The 14,099-nt window shown below is 61.8% G+C and carries 12 protein-coding genes and 1 pseudogene; 8 read left to right on the plus strand and 5 right to left on the minus strand.

Going from position 1 to position 14,099, the window contains the following annotated elements; genetic code table 11:
• The 3 genes from B3873_RS07180 to B3873_RS07190 form a co-directional block, all read left to right on the plus strand.
• Positions 1-217, plus strand: a 217-nt coding sequence (locus tag B3873_RS07180; RefSeq protein WP_286864938.1) for a hypothetical protein, incomplete at its 5' end; no start/stop codon positions are given.
• A complete protein-coding gene (locus B3873_RS07185) occupies positions 214-915 on the plus strand; it encodes a pirin family protein (RefSeq protein WP_286864939.1) in 702 nt (233 codons plus the stop codon). The genes B3873_RS07180 and B3873_RS07185, both read left to right, overlap by 4 nt.
• A gap of 110 nt (positions 916-1,025) precedes the next feature.
• Complete coding sequence (locus tag B3873_RS07190) at positions 1,026-1,601, plus strand: flavodoxin family protein (protein ID WP_039784374.1); 576 nt, start codon at positions 1,026-1,028, stop codon at positions 1,599-1,601.
• Between the two features lie 89 nt (positions 1,602-1,690).
• On the opposite strand, the gene B3873_RS07195 is transcribed toward B3873_RS07190, so the two are convergent.
• Together B3873_RS07195 and B3873_RS07200 are read right to left on the minus strand one after the other, a co-directional pair.
• Entirely contained in the window at positions 1,691-2,434 is a 744-nt protein-coding gene (locus B3873_RS07195) for a hypothetical protein (protein WP_286864940.1), read from the minus strand.
• Positions 2,435-2,450: 16 nt separating this feature from the next.
• Positions 2,451-3,338: a sulfurtransferase gene (locus B3873_RS07200; protein ID WP_286864941.1), complete on the minus strand. Its 888-nt coding sequence runs from the start codon at positions 3,336-3,338 to the stop codon at positions 2,451-2,453.
• Positions 3,339-3,558: 220 nt separating this feature from the next.
• On the opposite strand from B3873_RS07200, the gene dnaE reads away from it, so the two are divergent.
• The 5 genes from dnaE to B3873_RS07225 all read left to right on the plus strand — a co-directional run bounded on the left by dnaE (position 3,559) and on the right by B3873_RS07225 (position 11,627).
• Entirely contained in the window at positions 3,559-7,017 is a 3,459-nt protein-coding gene (dnaE, locus tag B3873_RS07205; RefSeq protein ID WP_286864943.1) for a DNA polymerase III subunit alpha, read from the plus strand.
• 224 nt (positions 7,018-7,241) lie between these two features.
• On the plus strand, positions 7,242-8,552 hold the full coding sequence (locus tag B3873_RS07210; RefSeq protein ID WP_286864944.1) for an O-antigen ligase family protein: 1,311 nt from the start codon (positions 7,242-7,244) through the stop codon (positions 8,550-8,552).
• Positions 8,549-9,340 carry a glycosyltransferase family 25 protein gene (locus B3873_RS07215; protein ID WP_286864946.1) on the plus strand — a complete coding sequence of 264 codons (792 nt, stop codon included), beginning with the start codon at positions 8,549-8,551 and terminating at the stop codon, positions 9,338-9,340. Before B3873_RS07210 ends, B3873_RS07215 begins: the two co-directional genes overlap by 4 nt.
• A 45-nt stretch (positions 9,341-9,385) precedes the next feature.
• Positions 9,386-10,387, plus strand: a complete 1,002-nt coding sequence (locus B3873_RS07220) for a glycosyltransferase family 8 protein (RefSeq protein ID WP_286864947.1) — start codon at positions 9,386-9,388, stop codon at positions 10,385-10,387.
• Between the two features lie 106 nt (positions 10,388-10,493).
• A complete protein-coding gene (locus tag B3873_RS07225; protein WP_209534147.1) occupies positions 10,494-11,627 on the plus strand; it encodes a glycosyltransferase family 9 protein in 1,134 nt (377 codons plus the stop codon).
• Between the two features lie 165 nt (positions 11,628-11,792).
• Here B3873_RS07225 and B3873_RS07230 read toward each other — a convergent pair whose 3' ends face one another.
• The 3 genes and pseudogenes from B3873_RS07230 to B3873_RS07240 form a co-directional block, all read right to left on the minus strand.
• Complete coding sequence (locus tag B3873_RS07230; RefSeq protein ID WP_286864950.1) at positions 11,793-12,761, minus strand: glycosyltransferase family 8 protein; 969 nt, start codon at positions 12,759-12,761, stop codon at positions 11,793-11,795.
• Entirely contained in the window at positions 12,758-13,858 is a 1,101-nt protein-coding gene (locus tag B3873_RS07235) for a glycosyltransferase family 9 protein (protein WP_286864952.1), read from the minus strand. The genes B3873_RS07230 and B3873_RS07235 overlap by 4 nt, the downstream gene beginning before the upstream one ends.
• A gap of 15 nt (positions 13,859-13,873) precedes the next feature.
• A pseudogene (locus B3873_RS07240) lies at positions 13,874-14,099 on the minus strand (lipid ABC transporter permease/ATP-binding protein); the annotation flags it as partial.

Consider the following 14,099-nt stretch of genomic DNA (forward strand, 5'->3'; position numbering starts at 1 on the left):
CGGCAAAACTGCCCTTGCGGTCGATCATGTCAAGGATCAGCAGGGATTCCAGGGTCAGGTTCACGTCTTGCTCCGCTTGTTTAAATTTTTTGAACGAACACTACGGATTTTAGACCTTATCTGCATAAAAGTTAGCCACTATAGTGACGCCATCGACAAACATTTTGACCAAATCAATTCCGGTTTGGTCCCACTCAAGAAAGAGGTGTTGACATGATGGAACTTCGCAAAGCGAACGATCGTGGCCACGCCAACCACGGTTGGCTGGATTCGTATCACAGCTTTTCCTTCGCGGACTACTATGATCCCAAGCACATGGGCTTCGGTCCGTTGCGGGTGATCAACGAAGACCGCGTGGCCGCAGGCCAAGGCTTTGGTACCCATGGCCACCGTGACATGGAGATCATTTCCTATGTGCTCGAAGGTGAACTTGCGCACAAGGACAGCATGGGTAACGGCAGCGTGATCCGTCCCGGTGACGTGCAGCGCATGAGTGCCGGGACCGGCGTGCGCCACTCGGAGTACAACCACTCCCAGGATGGCACCACGCACTTCCTGCAGATCTGGATCATGCCGGACCGCGCCGGCGCCGAACCGGGTTATCAGGAAGCGCACTTCTCGGCGGCCGACAAGGACGGCAAGCTGCGCCTGGTGGCTTCGCGTGATGGCCGTGAAGGTTCGGTCAGAATGAACCAGGATGCCCAGCTCTACGCCGGTCTGTTCGACGGCGCACAAGCGGCCGAGTACACCTTGCCGCAAGGGCGCCTGGGCTATGTGCACGTGGCCCGTGGCAAGATCAGCGTCAATGGCCAGGCCCTGCAGGCGGGCGATGCCGTCAAGCTCAGTGCGGTCGACCGCATCGAGATCAGCGGCGGCGAGAAGGCTGAAGTCCTGTTGTTCGACCTGCCGCGCTGAATTTTGCTGCGGCGGCATGCAGTAAGCAGTTTGCAGTAGCAACCCGCCGGTACCGATCACACCGGCGGTTTTCCCCGCGTCACTTCACTCTCTAGAGAAGGAATTTCGTCATGACCAAAGTTGCCATCGTTTACCACTCCGGCTACGGCCACACCAAGAAACAGGCCGAAGCCGTGCAGGCTGGCGCGGCCGGCGTTGCCGGTGCCGATGTCGAGCTGATCGCCATCAGCGCCGAAGGCACCATTACCGATGAACAATGGGCCAGCCTGGACGCGGCCGATGCCATCATCTTCGGCTCGCCGACCTACATGGGTACGGTGTCCTGGCAGTTCAAGAAGTTCGCCGACGCCTCCTCCAAGCCCTGGTTCAGCCAGAAGTGGAAGGACAAGGTCGGTGCCGCCTTCACCAACTCGGCCACCATGAACGGCGACAAGCTCTCGACCCTGCACTACCTGTTCACGCTGGGCATGCAGCACAGCATGATCTGGGTCGGTACCGGCCTGATGCCTGCCAACAGCAAGGCCGCCCAGCGCAATGACATCAACTTCGTCGGTTCCTTCTCGGGCCTGATGGCGCAAAGCCCGTCGGACTCCTCGCCGGAAGAAGGCCCGCTGCCGGGTGACCTGGAAACGGCCAAGCTGTTCGGTGCGCGCGTGGTGGAAACGGCTGCCAAGTTCAAGAAGTAATTGGGCGCAAACTGTCTATATTTGCATCTTGAGTATGAACAATGCCCCCCGTTCCGATCGGAACGGGGGGCATTGTTTTTTGGAAAAGCCTACATCAGTTCCCGAAACTGATAGCTCGTTTCGGTTTGCTGATGAAGCTGCAGACGCGGCAGGATCTGCGGCTGGCCATCGAGGTCGATGGTGGGAAGCGTCAGGACGAGCGTCTGACCGATACGAAAATGTTTTGCCGCCACGCTCGCAAACCGATACTGGCGTGAATTCCGGGCGGGATCATCGCTGCCGCCGCTGCCTGAGCTGGCTCCCCGGAATGGCAGTTCAGCCGCAAACGTGAAACGCTTGACGACCCTGGTGGTCCGGGCATCTACCCGCTGATCCACCAACTCCATACGCACGGGGCCTTCCACTGATCCCAGGTCATCGGCATCCGAGGGACAGGTATTGTCTTGCAGCCGCACGCTGTAGGGAACATCGATACGGGCCGGGACCAGGGTACAGCGGGTTTCGAAGCTCAATTGCTCAATGGCGAGGTCTTCGCGCTGGCCTGTGACAGGGTCTTGCAGGATGACGCGGGGAGTTGGCATGTGCAGCTTTCTCCCCGGGCCCACCTGGATAGTCCCACAGAGACGTTGTGCCCCTCCGGCGCCGCAGGCTTCCAGGGTCATCCAGCGACCATCCTGTATGGCAAGGCGGATGCTGCCACTGCGATAGGAGACCGCCTGCACCGCCGTCGCGGCCTCGTCGATGTCAAGCCGTTCCACCTCACGCGTGACTTTCGAGGCGCAGCCTCCCAGCATCATTGCGCTCGCGGCGGCCAGCACAGTGGCGAGCCGCATGGGCGGCGTAGAAGGATCAGGCCAGCGCGCCGCTTGCAGCATTGGTTGCGGGTTCGGAGCGCTTGCCGGCGCAATGCGGACAAGACTTGCCCGGCACGTAATCCGGCGAGAGCTGTTCACGTGGGGTGACCACGGCGCGGCAGGCGAAGCATTGGGCGGTCTGGGTTTCCTTCAACTCCGGGCTCAGCGCGGTGCGATAGTCGAAGACGAAACAGTCGCCGTTGTAATGGGCACCGCCGACATCCTCGAAATACTTCAGGATGCCGCCTTCGAGCTGGTAGACATGGTCATAGCCGATGTTCTGCATATGAATCGCGGCCTTTTCGCAACGAATGCCGCCGGTGCAGAAGGTGACCACCGTCTTGCCCTCGAAATCGGCCTTGTGCTCCTCGATCACCTGCGGGAATTCCGTGAACTTGCCGATGCGGTAGTCCACCGTGTTGTCAAACGTACCCACATCGACCTCGAAGCCATTGCGGGTATCCACCATCACCACCGGACGGCCTTCGTCGTCGTGACCCTGGTCCAGCCAGCGCTTGAGCTCCTTCGGCTCCACGAAAGGCGCACGGCCCAGCTCCGGCTTGATCAGCGGATGCTTCATGGTGATGATCTCGGCCTTCAGTTTCACCAGCATGCGGGTGAAGGGTTGCTTCTCGGAATAGCTCTCCTTGACCGTGAGATCGGCAAAGCGCGCATCCGCGCGCAGCCAGGCCAGGAAGGCGTCGATTTCATGGCGCAGGCCGGCCAGGAACAGGTTGATGCCTTCCGGGCTCAGGATCACGGTGCCACGAAGGTTGTTCTTCTGGCAAATTTCGAGAAAGGCCGGACGCTTTTCAGCGGTGTCATCGAAGCTGATGAACTTGTAGGCGGCGATGTTGACGTAGGGGGTCTGCGGGGACTGCATGATGGCGTACTCAACTGTAAGTCTTTGAATCGTCAGCATTATAACCGTGACCCTCGGCCGGCCGCAGTTATTTGGTCGCCGGCTGCGCCTTCTCTGATGCAGATCAAGGCACGCCGTGAGGATCTGGCAGAAAGGGCAGGTGTAAAGTCTTCATATTTCTCACAAATCGGGAGTAATCGGAATCGGTCAGGGGCACAAGCTCCGGTAAAATGGCTACCCTATGACTACCCCGCAATTTGTACACCTCCGTATGCACTCGGAGTACTCCATCGTGGATGGCCTGGTGCGTATCGACGACATCGTCAAGGCCGCCGCCAAGGATGGACAGGCCGCCCTGGCGGTGACCGACCTTGCCAACCTGTTCTGCATGGTGCGCTTCTACAAGGAAGCGCGCGGCAAGGGCGTCAAGCCCATCGCCGGCTGCGACCTCTGGATCACCAACGACGCCGACCGCGAAAAACCCTTCCGCCTGCTGGTTTTGATCAAAAGCCGTCATGGCTACCTGCAGTTATGTGAAGTCTTGTCCCAGGCCTGGCTTACCAACCAGTACAAGGGCCGTGCTGAAGTCCGTATGGAATGGCTGGATGCACTGCGCCACCAGGAAGGCGGCAATGGATTGATCGCCCTGTCGGGCGCCGCCATGGGCGACATCGGCCAGGCCATCGACAATGGCAACCTGGCCCAGGCCGAAGCCTGCGCGCGCCGCTGGTCCGAGATATTCCCCGGTGCCTTCTACCTGGAACTGCAACGCGCCGGCCAGGCCAACATGGAACTGCAGGTGCGCCAGAGCGTGGCCCTGGGCGCCAAGCTGGGCTTGCCGTGCGTGGCTACGCATCCGATCCAGTTCCAGAGCCCTGAAGAATTCATCGCGCACGAAGCCCGCACCTGCATCGCCGAAGGCGAGATCATGGCCAATGCGCGCCGCGTGCGCCGCTTCAACGAGCAGCAATACTTCAAGTCGCAGGCCGAGATGGCAGAGCTGTTCGCCGACCTGCCCGGTGCGATTGCCAATACCGTGGAAATCGCCAAACGCTGCACCCTGGTGCTGCAGCTGGGCAAGCCGCAACTGCCCGACTTCCCCACGCCGGACGGCATGACCATCGACGACTTCCTGGTGGCCCAGACCAAGGCCGGGCTGGAAGTGCGCCTGAAGGAACTGTTCCCCAACGAAGCCGAACGCGAGAAGCAGCGCCCGCGCTATGAAGCGCGCCTGGAGTTCGAGAACAACACCATCATCAAGATGAAGTTCCCGGGCTACTTCCTGATCGTGGCGGACTTCATCCAGTGGGCCAAGAACAATGGCGTGCCGGTCGGCCCCGGCCGGGGTTCCGGTGCCGGCTCGCTGGTGGCTTACTGCCTGTTGATTACCGACCTCGACCCGCTGCGCTACAACCTGCTGTTCGAACGTTTCCTGAACCCCGAACGCGTCTCGATGCCCGACTTCGACATCGACTTCTGCCAGGAAGGCCGAGACCGCGTCATCCAGTATGTGAAGGATCGTTACGGCAAGGAGGCGGTCTCGCAGATTGCCACCTTCGGTACCATGGCCGCCAAGGGCGCGGTGCGCGACGTGGGTCGCGTACTCGACCTGGGCTACAACTTCTGTGACGGCATTTCCAAGCTGATTCCCTTCAAGCCGGGCAAGCTGGTCACGCTGGCCGATGCCATCGAGGAAGAGCCGCTTCTGAAGGAGCGCCTGGAGAACGAGGAAGAGGTCAAGCAGCTGATGGGCCTGGCCCAGCAGGTTGAAGGCATCGCCCGCAACATCGGCATGCACGCCGGTGGCGTGCTGATCGCCCCCGGCAAGCTGACCGACTTCTGCCCGCTCTACACCCAGGGTGGCGACTCCGGCGTGGTCTCGCAATACGACAAGGACGATGTGGAAGCCGTCGGCCTGGTGAAGTTCGACTTTTTGGGCCTGACCACGCTGACCATCCTCGACCGGGCAGTACGCTACATCCGCATGCTCGATCCGGCCATGGCCGACTTCGACCTGGCCAAGCTGCCGCTGGACGACCGGCCCTCCTACGAACTGCTGACCAAGGCCAAGACGGTCGCCGTGTTCCAGCTGGAAAGCCGCGGCATGCAAGGCATGCTGAAGGATGCGCGTCCTGACCGCTTCGAGGACATCATCGCCCTGGTGGCGCTGTACCGTCCGGGCCCGATGGACCTGATCCCCGACTTCTGCAAGCGCAAGCACGGCGAAGCCTTCGACTATCCTGACCCGCGTACCGAGGGCATCCTCTCCGAGACCTACGGCATCATGGTCTATCAGGAGCAGGTGATGCAGATGGCGCAGGTGATCGGCGGCTACTCGCTGGGCGGCGCCGACTTGCTGCGCCGGGCGATGGGCAAGAAGAAGGCCGAGGAAATGGCCAAGCACCGTGAACTGTTCCGCGAAGGCGCGGCCAAGAACGGGCTGGACCAGGCCAAGGCCGATGAAATCTTCGACTTGATGGAAAAGTTCGCCGGCTACGGCTTCAACAAGTCGCACGCCGCCGCCTATGCGCTGCTGTCCTATTACACCGCCTACCTGAAGGCGCATCACCCCGCCGCGTTCATGGCCGCCAACTTGTCGCTGGCCATGGAAGACACGGACAAGGTCAAGATCCTGATCGAAGACTCGATCGACATCTGCAAGCTGGCCATCCTGCCGCCGGACATCAACAAGTCCGACTACCGCTTCATGCCGGTGGGCGAGCCGGGCAAGAAGGCCACCCAGATCCGCTATGGCCTGGGGGCCGTCAAGGGCGCCGGGCAGAACGCCATCGAAGCCATCCTGGAGGCGCGCAAGAGCGGCCCCTTCAAGGACCTGTTCGACTTCGCCAAGCGGGTGGACAAGAAGCAGATCAACCGCCGCACTATCGATTCGCTGATCCGCGCCGGCGCCTTCGACTGCTTCAAGGTCGATCGTGCCATCCTGCAGGCCTCGGTCAACCTGGCCTGGGAAAGTGCGGAGCAGGCCGAGAAATCGGCCAACCAGGTCAGCCTCTTCGGTGGCGACGACAGCGACCTCGAAGCGCCGCTGGAATACGTGCAGGTGCCGGCCTGGAGCGACAAGCAGCGCCTGACGGAAGAGAAGGGCGCCTTGGGCTTCTATCTCTCCGGCCACCTGTTCTCGGCTTACGAAAAGGAAGTGCGCCGCTTCGTGCGCACCAAGATCGCCAGCCTCGAACCCTCGTGGGAACCGCGCAGCCTGGCCGGCATCATCACCGGCGTGCGGGTGCAGATGACCCAGCGCGGCAAGCTGGTGATCTGCACGCTGGACGATGGCACGGGCGTGATCGAGGCAACGATTTACAACGAATTGTTCGAGCCCTTCAAGCACCTCATCAAGGAAGATGAATTGCTGGTGGTCTCGGGCAAGGTGTCGGAAGACCGTTTCAACGGCGGCCTGCGGGTGGCCGCCGACAAGGTCATGGACCTGGGCGCGGCGCGTATCCAGTACGGGGTGCGCATGGTGGTGTCGATCAACAAGGCGGTTGACCCCAACCACCTGCGTGACACGCTGGCCGCGCATCGCCAGGAGCAGGGCCTGCCCTTCGTGATGAAGTACCGCCAGTCCGATGCCGCCTGCGAAGTGGTGCTGGGCGATGCCTGGCGCGTCAATCCCAGCGACAGTCTGCAGTCGACGCTGGTGGCTTCGTTTGGCAAGGAAGCGGTGGTGGTCGAGTATTGAACCTGAACCAAAGCCGGCCGCAGGGGGCAGTCCCTGCGGCTGGCGATGCAGGCCCTGCGCGCAGGGCCGCAAGGCGGAACTGCCGGCTGTCTGGGGGGATAGCCGGTGATCCGCTTGATGTGCAGGCGGGCTTCAGCGCGTGAGCCGTTTCATGCAGTCTCGCGATGCAGTCCGCAGGCCGATGCAAGAAAAATCGATCTTGGATAACTCATAATTACACTTGTATGAAATTCGGTCTCAGCTTGTTCGATGCATTTGTCACACTGTTGCTGTTGCTGGTCTTTCCTGCCCTGTTGATGATGACGCGGGGTGGCAACGCCGGTTTTTATCTGTTGCTGGTCTGTGCGCTGGTTCACGTATTCCTGGTCCGCCGCCATCGGGTCCCGTTCAAGGATCTGATGAGGCGCTACTGGTACGTGCATCTCGGCATGGCTGCACTGTTCATCGCCACCGTGATCGGCGCGGGCTTCAATGGCTTCAATTCGCCCAAGGTCTTCGATGAACCTTCGCGGCTGGCGGTGTTTCCGCTGATGCTGTGGATGTTGCTCTCCCTCTCCCCGCGCCAGGTGAAGGTGGCGCAGGCGGGCTATGTACTGGGGGCCATTGTGGGGGCTGTCCTGATCTTCGTGGCGACCAAGGGGGGCGAGAACCGCAACAACATCCACGGTGCGCCCATCATCGTCTTTTCCAATATCGTGCTGCTGCTGGGCATGCTCTCGGTGGCTACGTCAACGTCATCGCAGTCCGAATCATGGCCCTGGCGCGTGCTGCGGATCGTGGCGGCGCTGGCGGGCATGTATGCCTCCTATCTGTCGCAGGCGCGCGGCAGCTGGATCGCCATTCCTTTCCTCGGACTGTTTGCCAGCTACCTGTGGCAGCCCAACAAGCGCTACGTGACGACGGTGGTGGCGGCAGTGCTGCTGACCGGTGCCCTGGTGCTGGCCTGGTCCAGCCCGATGGTGAAATCCAGATTCCTGCAGGTCGAAACGGAGACCGCGAGTTTTCGCCGCGGAACCGATCTGGATACCTCGCTGGGCACCCGTTTCCAGCTGTGGCACGGTTCGATGGTGCTGTTCACGGAGCACCCGCTGCTGGGTGTGGGTCCCGGGAAATTCACCGCCGGCCTGAGGGAATTGAAGGAGCGCAAGATCATCACTCCGGCCGCCGCAAGCGGCTTCTATCATTCGCACAATGACGTGCTGTTCAACATGTCCACCATGGGCCTGCTAGGGCTGCTGGCGATCCTGATGACCTATCTGGCACCGGCCGTGCTGTTCTGGCGCTACCTCCGGCATGAGGATGCCTGCCTGCGCCGCTATGCGGGCGGGGGCGTGATGCTGGTCATGGGCTACGTCATCTTCGGGCTGACCGATTGTTTCTTCTGGGGCCTGAGCTATACCTTCTACTGCATCGCAGTGGCGACACTGGCTGCGCCTCTGATACAGTCCACGCTGCTGCAGCGCGCCGCCACCCGCCAGGGTAGCGCTCGCGATGCCGCTGATTCCCGTCCATCCGGTGCTTTGGCCAACACATGAATACCTCCAATACGCCTGCCGTCCATTGCTTCGTCATCAATCTCGCCACTGACGTGGCGCGGCGCGAGACCATCTCGGCCCAGCTGGATCGCTTGCAGATCCCGCATACCATCTTCCCGGCGGTCGATGGCCGCCTGTTGTCGGAGGAAGAATTGAGCGTGCGCTACGACCGTGCACGGGCCATCGAGGAATCGCACGACCTGACCCGGGGTGAGATCGGATGCGCGCTAAGTCATCATGGCGTGTATTGCGAGATGGTGCGCCAGGGCATCACCCACGCGCTGGTGCTGGAAGATGACGCTCGCCTCAACGACCAGGTACCCGGCCTGCTGCCGCGGCTGGCGCAGATGTATCCGGCCGAGGTCTCACAGGTGGTGATGCTGAACTACGTGGAAAAGTATTCGCGCAACCGCATGATCCAGCTCGATGATACGCACAAGCTGGTCAGCACCTATGGCGGCAACAAGAATGCGCATGGTTACTTCCTCACGCTCGGGGCGGCGCGCAAGCTGTCGGAGAACCTGTTCCCGATCTGGCTCGTAGCCGATCGCTGGGAGCGGTTCAAGGAAAAGAAATTCATCCGTCTCAAGGCCTTGCTGCCGTATTGCATCGGCCTTACCACGCTGGCTCAGGATTCCAACCTGAACACTGACCGCGTGGCCCGGATGGAACTGTATCCACGCGGCGGACTGATGTATTACCTGCATCGCTACCTCTACAAGAAGTTCATCTATCAGCTGTTCGTCCGACCCTTCCTGCGCGTGGCCACGCAAAAGGAAACCTGGTAACCAGCCTTTTCCCGGCCGCTGCGGGAATTCATGCAACAAGAGCCTATGAGCACTATCGACCAGATGCCGGTGTCGCCCGCGCAGTCCGGGGACACACCGTTCCACATCGCCTTCGGCATCGACGGGCGTTACTTTCGCTATGCCGGTGTCACGATCACGTCCATTCTGGAAAACAACCGCGACCGGTCCTTCGTCTTCCATGTCCTCGCGCCCGATGTGCCGGAGGCCGTCAGGCAGAAGTACCAGGCGCTGGAGCAGCGCTATGGAACGCAAATCGTCTTCCACCTGATCGATGAAGACCGCTTCGCCGAGTATTACCAGTTCTCGCGCCACTCCCAGTATTCGCCGGCCGTCTTCACGCGCCTGCTGATTCCGGAAGTGCTCAAGGACACGGCGCGTGAAGTCCTGTACCTGGATGCCGACATCCTCTGCACCGGCAGCATCGCCGGCCTGCGGGCTCTGGACCTGCGCGACGACGTGGTGGCCGTGGTCAGCGATCATCTGGAAACTACCGTCCGCAACCGCTGCGCCGCGCTGCAGCTTCCGGCCGATCAATACTTCAACTCCGGCGTGCTCTACATCAACGTCGCCAACTGGATCGCCAACGACATCACCGCACAGGTGATGCAGGCCATCGTGCAGCATGGCCAGAAGCTGGTGTTCCCCGATCAGGATGCACTCAACATCGTGCTGGCCGGGCGTGCGCGTTACATCGAGCCGTGCTGGAATTTCCGCTACAACCTGGAGTTCATGCTCAATGGCGGCCAGTTTGATACCTGGCTGCCCGGTCCCGCCGTGTTCCTGCATTTCACCGGACGCGTGAAACCCTGGCACGCCTGGAACCTGCATCCCTCGCGCGAACTGTTCTCCAAGTATCTGGCGCTGTCGCCCTGGGCCGGTACGCCGCTGGACGCGCCGCGCCATTACAAGGAGATGCGCATGTATGCCGGCTTCCTGAGGAAGAAGAAGCAATGGGGTGGCTGGCTCGCATGGTACGCGACCTACCTGGCCCACAAGTTCGGCCTTGCCGGCCGGGCGGGCAAATGATGACGCCTCTGCGCCGGCGGCTTCCGGCCCTCCCTCTCCGGTTCCGGTGCGCGTGCCGGCCGTCGTGATCCCTCGTGATCCCTCGCGAACCCTTTTGAGCAAGCCTATGCCACAGACTCACATTCCGCCGCAGTTGCTGCAGCAGAGCGACAAGATCCTCATCATTGCGCATCTGGCGCTGGGCGATTTCACCTACCTGCAGAATTCGCTGCGCGCCCTCGCGCAGGCCTATCCGCATCTGCGCATCCATGTCTGGGTCGACGAGCTGCGCCGTACCGACGATGCTTCGCAATGGCCCCACCTGAAACGCTATGCGATCTATGACTGGCTGCGCGAGTGCAGCTTCATCGAGCGCATCTACGACGAGACCTACAGTCCCGCGCTGCTGGAACAGTCAATCGGGCGTGCGCAGGCCGAAGCCTATCCGCTGGTGGTCTCGCTGGGCTTGCTGCGGCGTCCGGCCTATGCGCGCCTGGCGCGCAAGCTCTCGCCACACGGCTTCGTGGCCGGCCAGACCAAGCCCGTGCATTTCATGGATGTGCGGACCTATCTCGCCTACCGCAAGCTGGATGCCGTGATCCCGGCCTATCCCAAGAAGGAGAAGGGCGCACGCCACATCAGCGATATCTATGCCGGCTGGTTCGAGACCCTGTTCGGGATCACCATTGCGCCGGCGGAGCGCTTTCCGTTCGTCGACATCCCGCCGCAGTGGCACGCGTGGAGCAGCGAACAACTGCAGCAGTGGGGTGTCGGCCCGCAGCAGAAGCTGATCTTCGTCAACGGTTTTTCGAAGGCCCCCGAGCGCAGCTGGTCACTGGACCGCATCCTCGATCTGGCCCGCCGCCTGCAATCCAGGCCGGGATGGGAGGAGGTTCACTTCGTCGTCAATGTGGTACCGGAAGCGCTGGCCGACGCCGAACGCCGGCTCGCCGCCGTGCAGTCGCCGCGCCTGCATCTGTTCAGCGCCGACCAGAATTTCTTCCAGTTGCCGGCCATGCTGGCACGCTGCCAGCTGGTCATTTCGGTGGAGACCGCCGTCATGCACCTGGCCAACGCGGTGCACGTGCCGGTACTGGCGTTGATGCGCCGGACCAGTCCTGAATGGACGCCCATCGATCAGGCCAACAGCACGGTGATCTGGGTTGCCACGCCCAAAGGCGGGGTGGAGGAAATCACCACCGAGCAGGTCATCGACCATCTCGCCGCCTGGCCACCGGTGCAGCAGCTGTTCGCGGCCTGATACGGTGTCATGCAGGCAGTTACGCTGCATCACGCCAGCATCAAGGCGGCATTAAGCCCGCATTAATGCTGTTCAAGACAGCGTTAATGCGGGCTTAATGTTGTGTTGAGGGGTCTTTGATGTGGCGGTGACGGGATGACCGGTCCGCCGACGCGGCGCTGCCGCTCAGCGCTTGCGCGAATGCTTGCGCAGGTAGCGGACGAACCAGACCAGACTTTGCAGATACTTGCCCTGACGGTAAAGGAAGCGTGAATGCATGCGCCTTTCCGTGCTGTTGGTGGGCGCTTCGTCAGCGGGCATCTGCCGCCACGGCGAGAGCTGGTGGTACTGCGCGAACAGGCGCGTGGCTTCGTGCCCGGTCCAGGCCGACCAGGGCTTGATCGGTCCGGCGAAGTGGATGATGACAGCCTTGCCCACCGGCCGCATGCGCGTCTCGTTGCTCTTGAGATCGTGCACCATGTCGTAGAGATAGTTGTAGTTGCGGCTGATGTAGCGGGCGCGACCGTTGAGCACGATATTGAGCACGTCCTCATCGATGAAACGCAGCGTTTGCGTATTGTCCAGCAACACCTGCATCACCTGCTCGGTGATCTTCGCTTCCTGCCAGCGCGGGATATTGATGTAGAGCATGCCGCTGTTGAAGTAGCGCGGATCGGCCAGCTGCAGCGCGGCACAACGCTTCTCGGTGGTGGCCGGGTGATCGGGGGCCACCGCGACGATGTCGTCCTGCATGTCCAGCTGGGCCAGCCCGTCGAGACTGCCCACGCACAGCATGTCGGCGTCCAGGTAGAGCACGCGGTCGGTGACGTCCTGCAGCACCGTGGGGATGACCAGGCGGGTGAAGATCGACAGCGAATAATAGGACGACTTCAGGAAGTGCTCGAACTGCGCAAAGTCGCTGGTCTCCAGAAGATGCAGCCGGGTCTGCACCAGCGGGTTCTGCTCCAGTTCCTGCAGGCGCTGGCGATGCTGCTCGGAGGCGGCAAAGGTCAGCACGTGGAAGGTGAAGCGCCGCTGCGGATTGTTGGCGATGATGGAGGCGATCGTCGCGCCCATCGCGCGGAAGTAATTGTTGTCCACACAGAAGGCGATGTGGAACGACGGGCCCGCGTCGGCGTGCTCGGACTGGCTCATGCGATGGCTTTCAGGACTTGTTCAACGGAGATGCGCTCGACCCAGTCGCGCCGCGCCTGCGTGGTGACCACGGTGCTGTGGGCGGCATCATAGGGTACCCACTCCGGATTCTTCTGGCGCATCAGGGCGATCACCGGCACGTGGACCGCATTGGCCAGGTGCATCACGGCGGTCTCCACCGAGATGATCAGATCGGCCTGCTCCAGCAGTGCCGGCAGCTGGAAGAAATTCTCTTCGGCACTGAACAGTACGGTGCGCTCCAGTTGCTGGCGCGCGATCTCCTGCCGTGCGTGCGGCAATTCCTGCGGCACGGCGTTGATGACGAAATCGCTCTGCGCCCATTGCGGCAGCGCCTGCATGGCCTTGATCAGCTGGCCGACCTGGGCCAGGCTCCAGCAGCGCTTTTTGGTCTTGGCATAGGGATTGATGACCACCAGCTTGCGCTGCCCGTTGTCAAAGCCCCAGCTCGCCAGGCGTTGCTGTGCCTCCTCGCGCCACTGCTGTGGTATCTCCACGAAGGGCATGCGCGCAGCGGCGTCCACTTCCAGACCGCTCAGTTGGCGGAACCAGTGCGCATACACGTCGGTGATGTGATGCTGCCCGTCCGCCGCGCGGTAGCGGGGGATCGCCGCATCCAGCTTGCGGTAGGCGAGGATGTGATGCGGCTGGTAGAAACGGATGCGGTCCTGCATGCCGATCACCATCCCCTGCGGCGACAGACGCCGCGCCAGCGCAGCGTACTGGTGCGGCCGCAGGGTGGCCAGCGAGACTACTATCGGATAGTGCGCCGCCTGCGCTTCGGCCACCGACTCCTCCAGCAGGGCCGGGCTGTAGGTGCGGGTGTAGACCTTGTTGAAGAAGGGGCAGGCCGCCAGCCAGTCGTAGAGCGAATACTTGCGCAGGAACTCCCATTTGGACGCATCGCCGGTGCGCCTGACTTCATCGACCCACAGGTCGATCTTGAGCTGCGGGTTCTGCGCGGCGAAGGCCTTGAAGAAATTCTGCAGATAGGTGAAGTCGCCGATGGCAAGGTGGGCGACGAAGAGAATCCTGTCCGATGAGCGAAGCAGGTCCTGGGGAATCAGTTGAGTGGGCATGGCCGTCGGCACGGATCAGGCTTGTTGTGAAAACTGCAGGCGGTACAGGTTGGCATACACGCCATCGCGTTGCAGCAGCTCCTGGTGATTGCCGATCTCGGCAATCTGTCCGTGCACCAGCACCACGATGCGATCGGCCCGCTCGATGGTCGACAGGCGGTGCGCGATGACGAAGGTGGTGCGCCCTTGCATCAGGCGTTCCAGCGCGGCCTGGACCGCGCGTTCGGATTCGGTGTCGAGG

It is taken from the genome of Herbaspirillum sp. UBA812 (assembly GCF_002296545.1).
In the GTDB taxonomy this organism is placed as follows: domain Bacteria; phylum Pseudomonadota; class Gammaproteobacteria; order Burkholderiales; family Burkholderiaceae_D; genus Herbaspirillum; species Herbaspirillum huttiense.